Here is a 17,874-nt window from a genome sequence, read left to right as displayed (position 1 = left end):
ACAGGAGCGTTCATCCTCCTGTCACACCGTGACCACCACACCACCACCGAACGAAGGAGCAGCACACATGGCCTGGGTGGAGCAGTCGGGAAGCAACCACTGGCGCGTCCGGTTCCGCCGCGACGACGCCACCATCGGGTCCATTCCCGGTTTCAGGAGCGAGAAAGCCGCCCAGGACCACGCCAACGACCTCGAATCCGACCAACGTCGCGGCACCTGGCTCGACCCCACCGGCGGACGCACGACCCTGGAGGAGTGGCTCACCGACTGGTGGGACGCCCTCGACGTCGACACCCGCACCGAGGACAACTACCGCAGCATCGTGCGCAACCACATCACGCCCCATTGGGGCGACACCGCCCTGGCCGACATCACCAACCTCAAGGTTCAGGCATGGGCCAAGCAGCTGCGCGCCGGACGCCTGTCACCGGTGACCGTCGCCGGATTCGTCAAGCTGCTCTCCCAGATCCTCACCGACGCCGCCGAGGACAAGCTCATCGTCGCCAACCCCATCCGGCCCCGACGACGCGGACGCCGCAACCACGCCGCCCGCATCCCCGAGAAGGTCTGGGCCGAGCCCGCCGAGGTGCTGCGCATCGCCGACCAGGTCGCCGCCTTCTACGGACCCGTCGGAGCCGTACTCGTCATCACCGCGGGCTGGACCGGCGCGCGCTGGGGCGAGCTGACCGGCCTGCAACGCCACAACCTGCACCTCTTCGACGACGACACCGGCTTCCTCGTCATCGACCCACAGAACGGCGCCCTGCACGAATCCGCCGGCGGCAAGCTCTGGCTCGGCCCACCCAAGACCGACGCCTCCGCCCGCACCATCGCCCTCACCCCCTCACTCGTCCGACTCCTGCGGGCACACCTCGACCACCACGTCCACCCACACGTCTTCACCACCCCCGAAGGCGCACTCCAGCGCCGCAGCAACTTCAGCAAACGCGCCCTGCGCCCCGCCGCCGACGGCAACCTCAACCAGCCCCGCGCCGTCCTGCGCCTCCAGCCGGTCAAGCCCGGCCTGACGTTCCACGGGCTGCGCCACAGCCACAAGACCTGGATGATCGCCGACACCATCCCCGAGATCGCCCAGTCACTCCGACTCGGCCACATCCTCAAAGACCCCGTCCAACGCACCTACTCCCACGTCGCCCCCGAAGTCACCAGCCGCCTGCTCCAGTGCCTGCAGGACCGCTGGGACAAGGCCGTCGTCGATGTCGGTGACAGCTCCTGGCGCAGGATGGCGTAGCCGATGCGTGGTCTCTTCATCCATCACTACAACGGCGACAACCACGCCGACGAGCCGGTCACCATGCACTCCGAAGCCACCCTCGACGACGTCCTGATCGACATCCTGGCCACCCGCAGCCGCACCCGACCGCGATGTACGTGTCGCGGTTGCCGGCCACCGAACGCGGGGCACGTGGCACCTGCTGCGGGCGCCGGGCGCTGACCTGCTGAAATCAGGCGTTGTTCGTAGCCAGTGTGGTTCCCCAAGCCAGGAGGACCTGGCCCGTAGCGGGCTCCGGATTCGGCATCAGCAGGGCCACTGCCCACCGCTACCACGACGAGGCCGTCACCGTGTTCGCCGACCAGGCCCGGATCCGCACGACCCCCTGCGACGCGCCGAGGGACTGGGCCATGTGGTCCTCGACGGGAAGGTCTTCTCCGCCGACCGCCTTCGCGAGAAGACCAGCAGCGTGAAAGGGGTTCTCAGTGACCGAGCAACGTTCGCGCGTGTCTTTCGAGCGGTTCGGCGAGGTCGGGGAACTCTCCGTCGCCGATGCGACGCGACAGCCGGGCGATGGTGTAGAGCTGCGCGAACCGGCCCGCGTCCGTGTCGAGGATGTCGGCGTAGACGTCGTGTACTCGCTGCGCAATCGTGGGCGTCAGGAGGCTGTAGCACAGCAGGGTCGCCGCGTCGGTGCCGGCGGGTCCGCGTCCCCACCATTCCCAGTCGAGCAGGCCGAACCGTGGACGCAGCAGGTTCGCCCAGTGGACATCGCCGTGGACGGTCTCCCATTCGGGCACGGTGGGGTCAATGATGTCGCCGAAGCGTTGCACGATCCGGTCGGTGATCTTGTCCTGGCTGCTGTTGACGCGCGTGGTCGGTGTCGCCGCGACGGTGTCGATGGTGCGGCGCAGCTCGGCCCACCACTCGTCGGGCAGTTCGACCTCGGTGCGCAGTGCGTCGGTGGGTGAGCAAGGTCGGCCAGGCATGCGGGTCATGAGTTCGGCGCGTTGCTGTCGCCATTCCTCCCACTCAGCCACGTCCAGGACGCGCGGTTTGGCGAGGTCGGCGAGGACGTTCGCGTCGAGGTTGCCCGTCCAGAAGTCGCCAGCGATCCACTGCTTGTCCTCGGACACGACGCGCAGCCAGTACTCGGCGTCACCCTTGCGGACGGGAGTGCTGATCGACCGGTCGTGCCAGCCGAGCAGCGGGTCCCCGGTCACGATCACGCCGAAGTGTTCGGCAGCGCGGTCGAGGTTGCCGCGCATCCACTGCCGGAACCGCGCGTCGGCTTCGCTGGTGTCGACCGGCACCTCGCCCCCTTTCACTGTTCGGTGACGTACCGCAGGTAGGCGGCCGGGTTGTTCATGTACCGGCGCCAGTGGTCGACCAGTGCGAGGTCTTCCCACTTCGTCCGCCGGAACCCGTGCTCGCCCACTTCGATGATGTCGGCGCCCGGCGTGGCGGCCAGGACCGGCGAGTGCGTCGCGCAGATCACCTGCGCCCCCGATTCACCGAGGTCGTACAGGAGGTTGACCAGCCGTAGGCAGGACGTGAACGACAGCGCCGCCTCGGGCTCGTCCATGAGGTAGAAGCCGGGTTCACGGAACATGTTCGCCAGCACGGTGAGGAAGCCCTCGCCGTGGCTCATCTCGCTGGTGTCCTCTTCCCAATAGCCGCGCATTCCGCTGACGGCTTCCATGAACCCGAACGCCGTCTCGGCCCGCAGGAAGTACCCCCGGCGCTTGGTCCGCGGCCCGCTCTTCTGCCGGGCGCCCGCGGCCGTGGTCTCCCAGCGGAGCAGGTCGCCCAGCACCGTTTTCGGCCGGTCGTTGACGTACTTGCGACCCGCTCGCCCGCCGCGCGCGTCCAGCCCCCACGCCTCGGCGAACGCCTCGACCAGGGTCGACTTCCCCGAACCGTTCTCCCCGACCAGGAAGGTGATCGGCCGCTCGAAGACCATGCCTTCCTCGGCCATCTGCGCTACGCACGGCACGGTGAGCGGCCACGGTCGCGAATCCGGAAGACCGGAGGGCAGTAGGTCGTCAGGGATGTACGCGCGGCGGGCAAGCATGGGCCGTCCTTGATCAGTACTCGGTCGGGACGCATTTCCCCTTGGGCGTGCAGTTGCCCGCAGGGTTGCACGCCGGGCCACAACTCGGCCCGCACTGCGGGTCGCACATGTTCGGCACACACGGCGACACCGGTCGTTGCGCGAACCGCTCGGCCAACGCAGTCGTCGTCGCCAGCATGGTTGGTCCGTTCAGGATCTCGACAAGCGGAGCAAGCCGCACGTTACCCACCGGCAGCCAACGCGAGAACACACACGGCCACACCGAGCCGTCCGCGGCAACCGCGACCTTCCCGTCACCGCACTGCCCGCACAGCGCAGACGAGTCGGAGGCCATGGCACGCGCTCCGCGTCCGACCCCTCGCAAGCGGTCGACGCGCACCTCGCCGTCGAACCCCAGCGCGGCAAGCTCAACACGTGCCTGCTCGACGCGTTGTCCGTCGCCGAGGTCGTGCACGCTGACCTTGCCGAAGCGGAACTGCTCGGCGCACGTCAGCGTCAGGCGCAGCGACTCGCCGGTCACCGACACGGCCAGCCTCGCTCTCGGCCGTTCCTCGAACTCGACCGAGACCGTGGCGGGCAGCACCGCGCCGCCGGACAGCCGGACGTCGTCGACCGCCAGGAACCCCAGGTGCGCCTGCACCCGGCCGTAACCCGGCACGTCCGACGCCACCGGCAGGTCGACCCGCAGCGTGCAGCCCGGACCACGGCGTTCGAACCGGATCGACCGCAGCACCAAGCCGGTGAGGTCCGGTCCCTGCGGGAAGAACCGGGCCAGCGACTTCTGGTCATGGGGCAGGAGTCGGTCTGTGCCGGTGACCAGTGCTGCGGACACGTCAGATGGCGACGGCTCCCGAGGTGTTGGCATGACGTACTCCCCATGCGGGTGTGAGCAGCGTCCAGGCGGACAGGTCCTTGCCCGCCAACCGTGCCCGGAGGCGGGCGAACTCCGGTTCGGCTTCGGGCCAGGTTCGCCCGGTCGAGAGGTGGTCCGCCCAGGTACGCACCGCCAAGTCGGCGTACGGGTACAGCGAATAGTCGTTGGTGATGTCGGCGACGGTCGCGCCCGCAGTCCACGGACCGATGCGGGGCATGCCCTTGCACCTCGTCCCGCAGGACGACCAGGTCGAGTTCGACCCACTTCGCGCCGAAGTCCAGCACCGCCTCGGCTGCAGCTTTCAGCGGACGGCACTTGAAGGCCATCCCGAGGAGAGTGAACCCGTCGTCCGGAAGCGCGAGGACGGCTTCCGGTGCCGGGAACAGTCACGCCGGCCCGTGGGGTGTGAGGACTTCCTCGGCGTGCGCCTGGCAGAAGGCTCGGTAGAGCTTGCGTGCGCGCCTGACCTGCTCGGACCACCTGCCGGACGATCGAGGTCGCCAGGGCATCCCACAGGTCCGGGTTGCGCCAACGTCCCACCGTGCCGGCAGCGCGCAGCAAATCCGCCACCTCATCGGCGCCGGTCAGCCCGACCGGTCGACGACGTCGAGCACGGGAGCGCCCTCGTCGCCCTGTACCGGGTGTGCCTCCGTCCGGTTTGCACCGGTCTCAGTGAGTGTGGAGGCCAACACTCAGGTGGAGCTTCCGGAACGAACGGCGCGATAGGCGGTTGCGCCTGCCGACTGCCAGGAGGGATGGTCGGTCATCACCGAGGACGCGATCACAGCGAGCTCCCTGGGGCGGGTCGACAGCCCTCCATGATGCCGAGACCACTCCGTCCTCCCGGGAGATCGGCCGGCGTGGCGGATTCACTAACGAGTTGTCGGAGAAGTCCGCCACCACGAACATCCCGCCATACAAGGTCAACGCATTCATCCGCTGTGCCGCAGTCGGGATCGGTGCACGGGTACCGCCAGGTCAGACCCTCCTGGCCGGTCGGCTACTCGGTGTCGATCTGCGCATCCTTGCCCATGGCTTTGCCCACGAGGTCGAGCAGGGCGCCCTGTCGGGCCCTCATCGCGGCGTCGAAGTCGTCGTTGCGCAGGTCGGCGGCCGAGATCAGGTGTGACTGCACGTTCCGGTCGACCTGTTCCGGTGTGGTGTCCGCGATCTTGGCCAGTCCGCGCAGGTACACGGAAGGAGCCCGGCCACCGATGAGGCGGTTGGTGCGGGCGGTCAGCGGTGTCTTGTTGAGGATGGAGTTGTACTCGGCGGGGCTGATGCCCTGCTTCTCGCACCACGCCTTGGGGAACACGTGGTGGATGTCGACCGCGTTGTCGAAGTAGTTCTCGTCGGACATGTCCGAGCCCGTTGCCCAGTCCACAGGCCCCACTTGGAGCAGCAGTGCGTAGAGGCCCTTGTAGGCGGCGGAGCCGCGGGTGCGCAGGGAGTGCAGGCGGCTGGAGAAGAACTGGGCCTCCTGCACGGTGCGCGGTTCACCGCCCTGGCCGGTCACCCAGGCCACGACCTCGGGCACGTCGCGCGCGAAGCGGGTCTCGGTGGTGCCGCCATAGAGCTCGCCGAACACACCGGACCAGTACCAGCGGGAGATCTTCTCCCGTGCCCCGACGGTCCCAGCCTTGCCGCCGAGCAGGGCGAAGATCGCGGACATCGGGATGAGCTGGCTGCCGTACGGCAGGAACCGGGTGTCGAAGATGTGCTGCGAGTGCAGGAACTGCGCCGCCGACTTGAGCCCATCGGTCACGGCGGGCGCCCACTTGCGGTATTCCGGCAAGGTGAGGTTGAGCATGTCGGCGCGCCGACAGCCGATGCGCGGGGCGGCGACCTCGTCCCGACCGGCTTCCATGGCGGCCTGGTGGCGCTCGTGCGTGGCCAGCAGCGTCACCGCCTGGAGGAAGTCGGTGTTGGCGACCTCGGAGAGGATCCGGTACTGACTGCCGGCCCACTGCGCCTTGCGGTCGGCCCAGTCCTGGCGCAGGTCGAAGTCGTCGGCGGCGAAGGTGGCGGTCAGCAGCTCGAAGACGGTCAGGGTGACCCCGCCGGTGTTGACCTTCTCGAAGACCTGGCACACCGCCTGGCGAGGCGTGCTCTTACCCAGCTCGATCACCGGCAGCTGGTACTGCTCGAACCGCTTGACCACGGCCTCGTGGAACTTGCCCCACAGCGCCAGGTTCTCGGACTGCCGCTCGGGCGAGTACTGGAAAAACCCCATCATCCACTGCATCGAGTTGAACACGGCCGTGCACGGGAACATGCGGTTCGCGTACTCCAGCTCAGGCGTGGACAGGTCCAGCAGCGCCTGCCCCCGGAAGTCCACGCGGACCTTGGTCTCGGGGACGAAGACCACGGCCTCCTCACGATCCCCGTCGCCGAGCAGGGCCTTCTCCATGTCGATGTAGAACCAGCCGCGCGTGGTGTTGCCGCGGACGTCGTGGGTCTCCACCGGGGCGTCGCGGAACAGCGACTGGTAGAGCGAGGTCAACCGCTGCTGGCCGTCCAGGATCAACCGGTCGGGCACGGCGCTGGCACGGGGTGCTCCCTCGACCGACCTGGTCTTGAAGCGGACGTCACCGCCCTGCTTCAACATCATCACAGTGCCCGCCGGGTAGCCCAGTGAGATCGAGGCGATCAGGCTGGCGATGTTGCGATCGGGCCACACCCAGCCGCGCTGGAACTCGGGGAGCTGCGCTTCGCTCCTGTCCACCTGGGTGAGCAGGTCCTTCAGGAACTCCTTCTCGATGCCGAAGGCCTCGACGCCCACGTGGATCACCCCGTTCGCTGTGCTGTCGAGGGCTGTATCGCACAGTCGGACGGAAAGGTTTCTCCGAACGTCGCATCGACTGCACGAGATTCCGTCACATGCTGCGCGAGCAGGTTCCACTCCATGCACAAGGACCGGCACCGTGCCTCGACGAGCCGCGTCGATCGCACCCCGGACGTACGATCACAAGTGGATGCGCTGCAGTGAGGTGACCTCAGCGAGTTTCAGGTGAGTCGTCCATGACTTCCGGGCAGGTCGGTTCGATGGAGGCCCGAACGCTAGTACCGGAGGAGGGCGGCCCGGTCTCGCCACGCCAGGCGCAGGAGGGTCAACGCGCTGGCCGTCAGGCGTGGTTCGAGGCGGTTGATGGCCTCTTCGGTGAACGGGATGCGCTTGGTGCCGCCCTTGCCGATCACGCTTCCCTCGTCGTTGGTGGACACCATGTTGGCGAACAGCCTGTCGAACTCGGGTGCGTCCAGGACCGCCACGGTGAGTTGCAGGACACCGAGTTCGAGCGGTTCCACGACCAGTCCGTAATACCACATGCGAAGTGTTCCCCGGTCGCGGGCGAGCTCGAAGCGCGCGAAGGGCTCATCGTTCTCGTAGTCGATCGAGTTCGGGTTGCAGCCGTCGTGTTCGGGATTCCCCAGGAATTCCTCGGAGAACTCGCGCATGATGTTGCGCCAGAGGGAGAAGTCGTTCGTCACATCCGCCAGCGCAGTGGATGACGGCTGGAACTCCCCGGCGGGCATCACATGACACAACCCGCCGCCGTCGGCCACCTTGCTGCCGTCGCGTTCGTGCAGGACGAAGCTCGCACCCTCACCAAGGCTGCCACGTCGTATCGTCAAGGTGTTGATTCCCGGCGACATGAGCAGTCGTGCGGGGTCGAACGGGTTCCCGATGGCTGCACGCAACGGAAGCCTTTCGAACCCGGGAATCTGCCTTCCCGACAGGAGCCAGGCTTTCTTGAACTCGTGCGCGACCATCTGCTTGACGTTGAAGACTTCAAAGAACGTGGTGCGCCCGAACCTCAGTGTCAGAGTTCCATCCGCCTCGCCGTGCAGGCCGGTCAGTCGGTAGCTGAGACGGTTCTCCAGCAGCCGAGGGCGGACCAGGTCACGTACGGCTCGGCTGTAATCCGTGTAGCGATTGTCGTTGTCGCGCAGGGGAAGTAGGCCGTCGGTGGAGGCGGTCCTGGGGAGCATGTAAGGCGTGGCATCGTGATCCCAGCGCAGCTTGACGGAGTCCAACTCGACGGGTTCTTCCAGAAGCCATTGCGAGTCGGCGAGCACGTGGCCACCGGTCGCGCGGTCGGACGCGGGGTACAACCAAGCCGCCAGTTCCGTCAACTCTCGTCCCCTGACACCTGGAGCGTTGCGGACGTGCAACCATTCTTCCTGGCTCGCTCGTACGTGCTGAGACGGAGGCGCATCGTCGGGAGCAGCGCCCAGGGATGTGTCCGACATCGTCGAACGTGTCCGGTGGAGCTGTTCACGCCGCCCGTGCCGCTCCCGTCGTGCGGCCTCCCGTATTTCCAGCAGGACTCCGTCCGCCTTCAGCATCTTGTCCAGCGCTCGAACGAGTTCCAGGGAGGGGAGGTTGGCTTGAGGGCGTTCGGCATGGGACACGTACTGGCGGGTGTACCCGATCAATCGGGCCAGTTGTGGCTGGCTCATGCCGGCCTGGTTGCGGCGTTTACGGATTTCATCCGCCAGCCTCGTGGCCGCCGCGCCTAGAGCACTGCCATCCGCCTTCGCGGAATTGTCGGCCACGTTCGCCGCCGGTTCGACCGGAGTTGTCGCCGACCGCCTCTCCTCGTCATCGCCGTGAAGAATTCTCATGCGAACTCCCAGATTGCGCGAGCGACACCACTGGCGCACGCAGTGTAGCTCTGACGCGGAAAGCGTGATCAGTCAACTTCGGTGATCACACGGCGAACGCATTCATCCACCGACGGCTCGCCTGCCCCGGCGAACCATGCCCAGCGATGCGGAGATCACCAAGCGGACGAACCGCTTGTCGATGACCTGCCGTCAGCCAGACCAGCGTCGAGGATGCCTGCGGGATGGGCAGTGATGACGGGTTGCGCGGTGCGGTCATGGTTCCAAGCACGGATTCCGGCGCACCGGCGTTCGGCCAGGTCCGTACCGAGTGGACCGTGGCCGGTAGCGCCGAGTTCGAAGCGGCGTTCGGTGGCTTGGGCTCGGGGGCCGCGCAGGGTGAGGCAGGCCAGGGAGTCGCCTTCGACCAGGGCGGGGCTGCTGTACTTGAACGCGGGGTTGCACAGGCCGGCTTCGATGGCGGCGTGTAGCCGGTGCCGGCACCGATCTTCAGGACGCGGTCGCCGGGACGAGTGTTGAGCTGGTCGAGCATCGTCGCCACGACGGTGGCACGGAGATACAGGTCGCGGGCCTGCCACCGGCCTCACCGGGCTTGATGGTGATGGACCTGTTGGCGTAGGCGTCCTCAACAGTGGCAGCGGGCATGAACAGGTGGCGGGGCACGGTGCGCGGCGCGTGCTCGACGGCGTCCGGGCGCAGGTGTCCGGCTTCGGCGATGTGGTCGACCATGCGGTTGCAGCTCGTCCGGCCCGGTGTCGGTGGTGGCGGTCATCCGGTTCCTTCCGTACCTACCGCTTCGGCGGCGGCAACCGCGCCGACGAGCGCGCCACCCATGGACGGTGACATCGCCACCGACGGTGTCACAACAAACATGCCGGCCAACCCACAACCGCACCCGACCGTGGTGCACACCAAGAAGATCGGACCGGCGTAGCGACAAGGCGGCCCACCTGCCCGCTGACGGCCGTTCAGGACCGTTCTGGGGTCAGCACACCGGAGCCGGGCATCGGCAAACCGCTACGGCAGCCGAAAAGTCATTGAGCAGAATCACCCAGCGGGTCACCGAGACCTGGAGCAGAACGCTGACAACATTTCGCCCGGAGCGACCGTCTGCTCCAGATTTGCTCCACACCGGCCACCGCAGTCCACAGTGGACACGAAAGCAAGATCGCCCGCCGCCTGCATTACCGCAGGTCAGCGGGCGATTCGTATGCTGTATTCGATTGTGGAGCTGAGGGGACTCGAACCCCTGACCCTCACACTGCCAGTGTGATGCGCTACCAGCTGCGCCACAGCCCCTTGCCTGCACGTTTCCCGGCGGTTGGGGCCGCCGTTCTCGTGTGGCAATACCGTACAACACGGCACCCGCAAGGACGAAATCGGGGGGCACCCTACGGCATCCGGCCTGCTGAGCGGGGGTGTGCGGGGTTACTTGAGCAGGTTGGTCAGCCAGTCGCGGTCGTCCCACTCGACGACTTCGCCGTCCTTCATCACGGTGGGGGTGCCCTTGAACTTGCCCGTCGCCCGCACGGCGTCCAGCCCCGCCTGAGCGTCCTGCTCGTGCGCGCCGCTCTCCACGCACTGCCGGAACGCGTCGCCGGTGATCCCGAGGTCCGTGCCGAGCTTCACCAACTCCGCCTTGGTGTGCCCCGGCCCACCTTCCTCGGGCTGCCGCAGGAACAACGTCTCGTGGTACTCCCAGAACTTGTCCTCGTCGGCCGCGCACAGCGCCGCGTTGGCCGCGTCACGCGAGTACCCCTCGGGGTCCGAGAGCCGGTTCAGGTACGGCAGGGCGTGGTAGCGGACCTTGAGCGCGCCCGACTCGATCTCCCGCTTGATCTGCTCGCCGTACGCCTTCTTGAACGCGCCGCAGGCGGGGCAGAGGAAGTCCTCGTACAGGTCGAGGGTGACCTTCGCGCCGTCCTTGCCGACCACCACCACGCCGGCCTCGCGCGCGATCGGCGCCGACACACCGGAGACCGAGGGCGGGTTGGCCAACGAGTCGTCCGCGCCCGAGTCCGAATCGGAGGACGACCAGATCACCCCGCCGATCACGGCCACGGCGAGCACCACGACGACCACCACGCCGATGATGACCTTGTTCCGGTCGCCGGACGCGCCACGCGCCGAGACCACCGCCTTGGTCGCCGCCTGCTGCTGCTTCTTCTTCCGAGCGTTGCGCTCCGCGCCACCCACCGCACTGCCCTCCCGGTCAAAACCCGGCCCGCAGGCTACCGAGAGATGCTGAGCGGAACCTGAGCGCTCACGCGTCCGGCTGACGCGGACGACCGGCCACGCGCTCGCCGACGGGCACCTCGGGCCCCTCGTCCAGGCACCCGGACTCACCAGCCACTTCCGACGCGACGTGCGTCTCCTCCTCCCGGGGCAGGGTCTCGGGCGCGAACAGCCAGAACACCATCGCCACCGCGGCCATCGCACCCGTCAGGGTGAACGCCGCCTGGTACGAGAACTGGTCCACCAGCACGCCGGCCAGCAGCGGCCCGACGATCGCGCCGCAGTCGGCGACCATCTGGAACGCCGCCAGCACCGGCCCGCCCTTGGCCTTCGTCCCGATCACGTCGGCCACGACGGCGTTCTGCGGTGGGTTGAGCAGCCCGGCGCCGATGCCCGCCACCAGGGAAGCCACCATGAACATCGGCACGCCGACGCTGAACCCGAGCCACACCGTGCCCACCGCGGACACCGCGAGCCCCGCGATGCCGACCGGCTTGCGCCCGATCGTGTCGGACAGCTTCCCGGAGATCATCAGCACGGCGGCGTTGCCGGCCGCGAACACCGACAGCGAGATGCCGGCGATGGCGGGCGTGCTGTGCAGGGCCTCCACCACGAACAGCGGCACCAACGAGATCCGCACGCCGAACACGGCCCACCCGTTGGCGAACCCCGAGGCCAACGCCGCCCGGTACGCCGACAGCCGCACGGCCGCACGCACCGGCATCGACTCCTGCTCGACGGACTTGTCCAGCGCGGCGGCGAGCGTGGAGCGGCGCAGGAACCACCACACGAACAGCGCGGCCACCACGAGCGCCGCCGCGTACGTGACGAACGGCACCTGGATGGAGATCTCCACGAGCGCCGCGCCGAGGATCGGGCCGCCGATGTTGCCGAGCAGGAACCCGGTCGCCCACAGCCCGGACGCCCGACCACGCATCGGCGCGGGCGTGATCCGGATCAGCAGGCCCACGGCGGCCACGGTGAACATGGTCGACCCGATGCCCGCGAACGAGCGGAACACGATGAGCTGCCAGTAGGCGGTGGCGAAGCCGCACGCGCCGGTGCCGACCGCGACGATGAGGATGCCGACGATGTAGACCCACGTCTCGCCGAACCGGTTGACCAGTCGGCCGCTCATCGGCGCGAACAGCAGCCTGACCAGGGCGAACGAGCTGACCACGGCGGACACGGCGAAGGTGCCGACGTCGAAGCTCTTGGCGTACGCGGGCAGGACGGGCGCCACGATGCCGAACCCGAGGGCGATGATGAAGCTCGCCACGACGAGCACCCACACCTCGCCGGGTAGCCGGGGCTTGACCTTCACATCGGACCCGGTCCCCAGCACTGTGCGCCCCTTCCGATCTCCGTTAGCTGTGCTAAGGATATGCGGTGCGGCGGCCGAACACTCAATCGAGGAGTTCGTCCACCCTGCGCGCGTAGGCCGTCACCGGGTAGCAGACCTCGAAGCCGCACGCCTCCACGAACCGCTCCCCCGCGCCGCCCTCGGCCACGTGCGAGGCCACCAGCAACGCGCCCTCCTGCCGCAGCTCGACCACCACGCCGTCGACCAGCGCCTTGCCCAGGCCACGACGACGGCGTGCCGGTCGCACGACCGCGTGCTCGACCAACCCGACCCGGCGCTCGCCGAACCCGGACGCGAACCCGCCGATCCGATCGCCGTCGTCCACCACGACGAACACGCACCGCGGGTCGTCCAGCCGCTGCCCGAGGTGTCGCAGCAGCCGCGGCCCGTCCACGCCGAGGTCGTCGGCCAGCAGTTCGGCGATGCCGGGCAGGTCCGCGTCCGACGCCGGCCGCACGAGCGGCGACCGCCGCGCGCCACCCCGGTGCACGACGGCCAACGACTCCTCGACCGCGTGCCACCCGGTGTCGTCGGCGATGCCCTCGATCTCGGCCACCGTGGTCGGCGACGCGTACAGCACCGCCTCGGCGCGCCCCACGTCGGCGAACGTCTGCTCCAGCCGCATCAGCGTGCCCGCGACCTCGGCCGACGACCCGTACACGCCGCACGCGTGGTTGCCGCCGGGCAGCGGGTTGTCCCGGTTCACCACCACCTGGGCCACGCCGACGCGGCCGACCTTGCCGTACCGGACGGCGCCGGCGGCCAGCCGGGCGGTTTCCACCAGTTCGGCCAGGTCACGGGCCCGGTACGGGTCGAGCAGGTCGGGGTCGTCGGGATCGCGCAGCGGGTCAACCACGACGTCAGCCTCGCACGTCCCGGCCCTTCCACTTCGTGGTGCCGCGCAACGCCCGCCACGCCGCGTCCAGCGACAGCGCGCCGAACGTGACGTAGGCCAGCGGCGCGAGCACGGCCGCCGACCGCGGCTGCCGGGACCGCCGCAGGAAGATCCACTCGGCGAGCGACTGGCCGAGCCACGCCAGCATCCCGGGCTTGGACCCGCGCAACGCCGTCACCACCGGCACGACCCCGTACGCGATGTGCGCGAGACCGGTCGACCCGAGCGACAGGGACGCGCTCGCCGGTCCCTTCGCGTACAGGGACGTGCCGGCGACCATGCTCTTGCGCATCGACGCCCACGTGCCGCCGAACGTGTCCAGGCCCGACGTGGTCAGCGAGTCCGCGCCGTCCACGTACCGCGTCCGACCGCCGGTGTCGCGGACCAGCGTGGCGAAGCCGACGTCGTCCGCGCGCGACCCGGCGATCGCGGCCCAGCCACCCGCCCGCTCGTAGGCCGCGCGGCGGACCAGGATGCAGTGCCCGACGGCCAGCGCCATGCCGCGCCGCCCGTCCACGCTCGTCGTCTCGAACAGCAGCTGGTTCACCGGCGGCAGCAGCAGCCACCACCCGGCGCTCGGCTTGGCGCCGCGACCGGACGTGGAGACCAGGTCGAGGTCGTCCCGCCGGGCGCCCGCGAGCAGCCTGCCGACCAGGTCGGGCGCGGCCTCGGTGTCGGCGTCCACGAACAGCAGCCAGTCGGTGTCGGCGCCGGCGGTGCCCACGTGCAGCGCGTGCACCTTGCCCGCCCAGCCGGACGGCGGCCCGGAACTGCTCACCAGCCGCACGCGCGGGTCCTCCGCCGCGTGCCGCCGCACGATCTCCGCGGTCCGGTCGGTGGACGCGTCGTCCACGACCACGATCCGCAGGTCCGCGCAGTCCTGCCGGCGCAGGCCGGCGAGGCACCGGTCGATCGCGTGCTCCTCGTCGCGCGCGGGCACGACGACGGTGACCGGGCCGGCGTCCACCTGGGTCGCGGGCAGCCGCTCGACCTCCTGCCACACCTTGATCGTCACGGCCGCGCGGGCCAGGGCCACCGCCGCGCCGAGGACACCCCATTTCCCCATGGGTCCACAGTGGCACAACACTGGGGCCGTGGAACTGCCGAACCTGCCGATCCGACCGCTGCTCGGCGAGATCGCGGCCACGCTGACCGCGCACGGCTCGGCGGTGCTGGTCGCGCCGCCGGGCACGGGCAAGACGACGTTGGTGCCGTTGGCGCTGGACGGTCGCGTGGTCGTGGCCGAACCACGCCGGCTGGCCGCTCGCGCCGCCGCCGCGCGGATGGCGAGCCTGCTCGGCGAACCGGTCGGGCAGACCGTGGGCTACTCGGTCCGCGGCGACCGCAGGACCTCGAAGAACACCCGGATCGAGGTGGTGACCTCGGGGCTGCTGGTGCGGCGGTTGCAGCACGACCCGGAGCTGGCGGGCGTCGGCACGGTGCTGCTGGACGAGTGCCACGAGCGGCACCTGGACGCGGACCTGCTGCTGGCGTTGCTGCTCGACGCCCGCGCCGGGCTGCGGCCGGACCTCAGGCTGCTGGCCACGTCCGCGACCGTGGCGGCCGAGCGGCTGGCGCACCTGCTCGGCGACGCGCCGGTCATCCGGGTCGAGGCGCGGACGTTCCCGGTGGACGTCGTGCACACCCCGCCGGCACGTCGGGAACGGGTCGAGGCCACCGTCTCCCGCGCCATCCGCCAATCCCTGTCCGAAGTGGACGGTGACGTGCTGGCGTTCCTGCCGGGCGTGGCGGAGATCCGGCGCTGCGCCGCGCTGCTCGGCGACGACGTGGACGTGCTGCCGCTGCACGGTCGCCTCACCACCACCGCGCAGGACGACGCGTTGCGCCCGGGAGCCCGGCGACGAGTCGTGCTGGCCACCGCGATCGCCGAGTCGAGCCTGACCGTGCCGGGTGTGCGCGCCGTCGTGGACTCGGGGCTGTCGCGGGTGCCGCGGGTCGACCACCGGCGCGGGTTGTCGGGCCTGGCCACGGTCCGGGTCAGCGCGGCGGTGGCCGACCAGCGCGCGGGCCGGGCGGGACGTGAGGCGCCCGGCAAGGTCTACCGCTGCTGGCCCGCGCACGAGCACAGCACGCTGCCGCGCTACCCGGAGCCGGAGATCCGCACCGCGGACCTGACGCGGTTGGCCCTGGAACTGGCCTGCTGGGGCGTGCCGGACGGCGAAGGGCTCGGTTGGTGGGACGCGCCGCCGCCGGGCGCGCTGGACGCGGGCCGATCGGTGCTGCGGGCGCTGGGCGCGTTGGACTCGGACGGCGGCGCGACCGATCGGGGCCGCCGGATGGCCGACCTCGGCCTGCACCCCCGGCTGGCACGGGCGTTGCTGGACGGCGCGGCGGCCGTGGGCGCGCGCAAGGCCGCCGAGGTGGTGGCGCTGCTGGACGACGACCGGGCGAGCTCCGGGGTCGAGCTGTCGACCCGTGACGCCGACCCGCGCGAGGTCCGCCGCCTGGCCGCGATGGTCGAGGGCACGGGCCACGGCGACCCCGCCCTCGTGGTCGCCCTCGCCTACCCGGAACGGTTGGCGCGCAGGCGTTCCCCCGGTTCGCCGGTGTACTTGATGGCCGGCGGCACGGCGGTGGAGCTGCCGCCGGGCAGCGCGTTGGCCGATGCCGAGTGGCTCGCCGTGGCCGTCGCCGACCGCGAGGCGGGCCGCGCGCACGGTCGCATCCGGTTGGCCGCACGCGCCGACGAGGACCTCGCCGTGACCGCCGCGTCGTCCCTGCTGGTCCAGGAGGACGACGTGCGGTGGGACGGCGACGTGGTGGCGAACCGGCTGCGCAAGCTGGGCGCGATCACGTTGTCCAGCAAGCCGTTGCACGACCGGGAGGCGATCCGCGCCGCGCTCCTGGAAGGTCTGCGCGCGGAGGGCGTCGGTCTCCTGCGGTGGGACGCGGACGGGTTGCGCACGCGTGAGCGGATGGCGTTCCTGCACCGCGTGATCGGTGACCCGTGGCCGTCGGTGGACGATGACGCGCTGCTCGCCGTGGTCGACGTGGGCGACGCGCGCCGCAAGGCGGACCTGGCCCGCATCAGCGGCGAGCAGGTCGTGCGCCGACTCCTGCCCTGGCCCGCCGCCGCGCGGTTCGACGAACTCGCACCGGACCGGCTGGAGGTGCCTTCGGGTTCACGCATCCGGGTGGACTACTCCGCGGCCGAGCCGGTGCTGCCGGTGAAGGTGCAGGAGGTGTTCGGCTGGACCGAGACCCCGCGCCTGGCCGACGGCCGCGTGCCGATCGTCCTGCACCTGCTCTCACCCGCCGGTCGGCCGACCGCCGTCACCGGCGACCTGGCGTCGTTCTGGCGGACGGGCTACCCGCGGGTCAGGTCGGAACTGCGGGGCCGCTACCCGAAGCACCGCTGGCCGGAGGACCCGCTGACCGCCCGCCCGGCCCGCCGTTAGCTACTTGACGGGGTGCGTCAAGTACTTGACGCACCCCGTCAAGGAGGTGATGCGGGAGTGCTCGCAGAACAGATCGCCACGATCATCCGCACCCGGCTGCTCGACCCGCTGGAGATCCTCTTCGACGACGTCGGCGACCTGCCGTCCCGCGCCGACGAGGTGGCGCGGCGGATGGCCGCGGCCATGCGGGGCGACGACGATGCGGCGGCCGTGCACGCCATCGCGCGGCTCATCGGCGCGCTGTACCCCGGTGACGAGCCGTTCGACCCACCCGTCGACTGGTGGCGCACGCCGCTCGGCCAGGTCGTGGCGCGGCGGATGGGCCACCCGGCGACGCCGGCCGTGTCGTACTCGGTCGCCGGCGCGATGCTCGGCGTCACCAAGCAGGGCGTCCACGACCTGGTGCGGCGCGGCAAGTTGGCGCGGAACGCGGACGGCGGCGGCGTGACCGTCGCCTCGGTACGAGCGAGGTTGGGCGGATGAAGGTACTGGCACTGCACGGCGCGGGTGGTTCGCCGGAGGACTGGGACGAGGTGATCACGGCCGTGGGCGGCGCGCACGAGGTCGTCCCGCTGCCGCTGACCGGCCCGTGGGACTGGGACTCGGTCCTGGACCGGATCGAACCACACGCCACCGACAACCCCGCCGTGCTCGGCATGTCGTTGGGCGGCATGGTCGCCGCGCTGTGGGGCAGGCGCCACCCGGAGTGCCCGGCCGTGATCAACCTCGACGGCCACGGCGTGCCCACTCAACCGCAGCGCTACCTGGACCCCAGCGCCGTCGCAGAAGAAATCGCAGCGCTGCGCGAATCCTTCCGCGCCTACGGCCAACCCGAACTGCAACAGGCCCTGGAAGACCTCGACTGCTTCGAGGTGTTCCGCGACCTCCGCTGCCCGATGCTGCTGGCCCTGGCCACCAAGCCGCTGCCCGGCCACCCCCTGTTCGAGGCGTACCGACACGGCCTGGCCCGCGACCTCCCGACCCTGCCGCCGAACGTCGAAGTCGTCCACGTCGACACCACCCACGCCATGACCCGCGAGAACCCGACCCTGGTCGCGAAGCTGGTCAACGCCTACCTGGCCGACCGCTAGCCGACCGCCACGACCGCCGGCCCGACCAACGCCCTCGGGAACTCCCGCAGCAGCGCCAACCGC

At 69.9% G+C, this 17,874-nt stretch carries 16 protein-coding genes and 1 tRNA gene; 5 read left to right on the top strand and 12 right to left on the bottom strand.

The window, feature by feature from the left end; translation table 11 throughout:
• The first annotated feature begins 67 nt into the window (after positions 1-67).
• Positions 68-1,252, top strand: coding sequence for a tyrosine-type recombinase/integrase (locus ACQPYE_RS05425; RefSeq protein ID WP_498719616.1), 1,185 nt, complete (start codon positions 68-70; stop codon positions 1,250-1,252).
• A 464-nt stretch (positions 1,253-1,716) separates the two neighbouring features.
• On the opposite strand, the gene ACQPYE_RS05420 is transcribed toward ACQPYE_RS05425, so the two are convergent.
• From ACQPYE_RS05420 to ACQPYE_RS05395, 6 genes are all read right to left on the bottom strand, one after another.
• Entirely contained in the window at positions 1,717-2,502 is a 786-nt protein-coding gene (locus tag ACQPYE_RS05420) for an aminoglycoside phosphotransferase (protein ID WP_498722842.1), read from the bottom strand.
• Positions 2,503-2,558: 56 nt separating this feature from the next.
• Positions 2,559-3,212 (bottom strand): AAA family ATPase, encoded by a 654-nt coding sequence (locus ACQPYE_RS05415; RefSeq protein ID WP_498719614.1) that lies wholly within the window; start codon positions 3,210-3,212, stop codon positions 2,559-2,561.
• Between the two features lie 109 nt (positions 3,213-3,321).
• Positions 3,322-4,140 (bottom strand): SPASM domain-containing protein, encoded by an 819-nt coding sequence (locus tag ACQPYE_RS05410; protein WP_498719612.1) that lies wholly within the window; start codon positions 4,138-4,140, stop codon positions 3,322-3,324.
• A gap of 1 nt (position 4,141) precedes the next feature.
• Positions 4,142-4,399: a hypothetical protein gene (locus ACQPYE_RS05405; protein WP_498719610.1), complete on the bottom strand. Its 258-nt coding sequence runs from the start codon at positions 4,397-4,399 to the stop codon at positions 4,142-4,144.
• A 783-nt stretch (positions 4,400-5,182) separates the two neighbouring features.
• The gene (locus tag ACQPYE_RS05400; RefSeq protein ID WP_316037338.1) at positions 5,183-6,964 is read right to left on the bottom strand and encodes a GmrSD restriction endonuclease domain-containing protein; all 1,782 of its coding nucleotides are present in this window, start codon (positions 6,962-6,964) and stop codon (positions 5,183-5,185) included.
• 278 nt (positions 6,965-7,242) lie between these two features.
• Positions 7,243-8,808, bottom strand: a complete 1,566-nt coding sequence (locus tag ACQPYE_RS05395) for a helix-turn-helix domain-containing protein (RefSeq protein ID WP_498719608.1) — start codon at positions 8,806-8,808, stop codon at positions 7,243-7,245.
• Between the two features lie 224 nt (positions 8,809-9,032).
• On the opposite strand from ACQPYE_RS05395, the gene ACQPYE_RS05390 reads away from it, so the two are divergent.
• Positions 9,033-9,278, top strand: a complete 246-nt coding sequence (locus tag ACQPYE_RS05390) for a hypothetical protein (RefSeq protein WP_498719607.1) — start codon at positions 9,033-9,035, stop codon at positions 9,276-9,278.
• A 19-nt stretch (positions 9,279-9,297) separates the two neighbouring features.
• On the opposite strand, the gene ACQPYE_RS05385 is transcribed toward ACQPYE_RS05390, so the two are convergent.
• From ACQPYE_RS05385 to ACQPYE_RS05360, 6 genes are all read right to left on the bottom strand, one after another.
• Positions 9,298-9,537: a hypothetical protein gene (locus ACQPYE_RS05385; protein ID WP_498719605.1), complete on the bottom strand. Its 240-nt coding sequence runs from the start codon at positions 9,535-9,537 to the stop codon at positions 9,298-9,300.
• Positions 9,538-10,034: 497 nt separating this feature from the next.
• Positions 10,035-10,107: transfer RNA gene (locus ACQPYE_RS05380), tRNA-Ala, on the bottom strand.
• Positions 10,108-10,236: 129 nt separating this feature from the next.
• On the bottom strand, positions 10,237-11,004 hold the full coding sequence (locus ACQPYE_RS05375; RefSeq protein ID WP_498719603.1) for a DsbA family protein: 768 nt from the start codon (positions 11,002-11,004) through the stop codon (positions 10,237-10,239).
• Between the two features lie 67 nt (positions 11,005-11,071).
• Entirely contained in the window at positions 11,072-12,388 is a 1,317-nt protein-coding gene (locus tag ACQPYE_RS05370; RefSeq protein ID WP_498719601.1) for an MFS transporter, read from the bottom strand.
• Between the two features lie 61 nt (positions 12,389-12,449).
• A complete protein-coding gene (locus ACQPYE_RS05365; RefSeq protein WP_498719599.1) occupies positions 12,450-13,262 on the bottom strand; it encodes a GNAT family N-acetyltransferase in 813 nt (270 codons plus the stop codon).
• 4 nt (positions 13,263-13,266) lie between these two features.
• Positions 13,267-14,367, bottom strand: coding sequence for a glycosyltransferase family 2 protein (locus tag ACQPYE_RS05360; protein WP_498719598.1), 1,101 nt, complete (start codon positions 14,365-14,367; stop codon positions 13,267-13,269).
• Between the two features lie 28 nt (positions 14,368-14,395).
• On the opposite strand from ACQPYE_RS05360, the gene hrpB reads away from it, so the two are divergent.
• From hrpB to ACQPYE_RS05345, 3 genes are read left to right on the top strand one after another with little or no spacing between them, the layout of a single operon-like run.
• The gene (gene hrpB, locus ACQPYE_RS05355) at positions 14,396-16,720 is read left to right on the top strand and encodes an ATP-dependent helicase HrpB (protein WP_498719596.1); all 2,325 of its coding nucleotides are present in this window, start codon (positions 14,396-14,398) and stop codon (positions 16,718-16,720) included.
• 57 nt (positions 16,721-16,777) lie between these two features.
• Positions 16,778-17,203 carry a hypothetical protein gene (locus ACQPYE_RS05350; protein WP_498719595.1) on the top strand — a complete coding sequence of 142 codons (426 nt, stop codon included), beginning with the start codon at positions 16,778-16,780 and terminating at the stop codon, positions 17,201-17,203.
• The gene (locus tag ACQPYE_RS05345; protein ID WP_498719594.1) at positions 17,200-17,811 is read left to right on the top strand and encodes an alpha/beta fold hydrolase; all 612 of its coding nucleotides are present in this window, start codon (positions 17,200-17,202) and stop codon (positions 17,809-17,811) included. The genes ACQPYE_RS05350 and ACQPYE_RS05345 overlap by 4 nt, the downstream gene beginning before the upstream one ends.
• Positions 17,812-17,874 lie beyond the last annotated feature (63 nt).

The organism is Actinosynnema sp. CA-299493, assembly GCF_050946825.1.
Classification (GTDB): Bacteria; Actinomycetota; Actinomycetes; order Mycobacteriales; family Pseudonocardiaceae; genus Actinosynnema.
The sequence above is the reverse complement of the archived record's forward strand: the minus strand, read 5'-3'. Positions and strand labels throughout refer to the sequence as shown.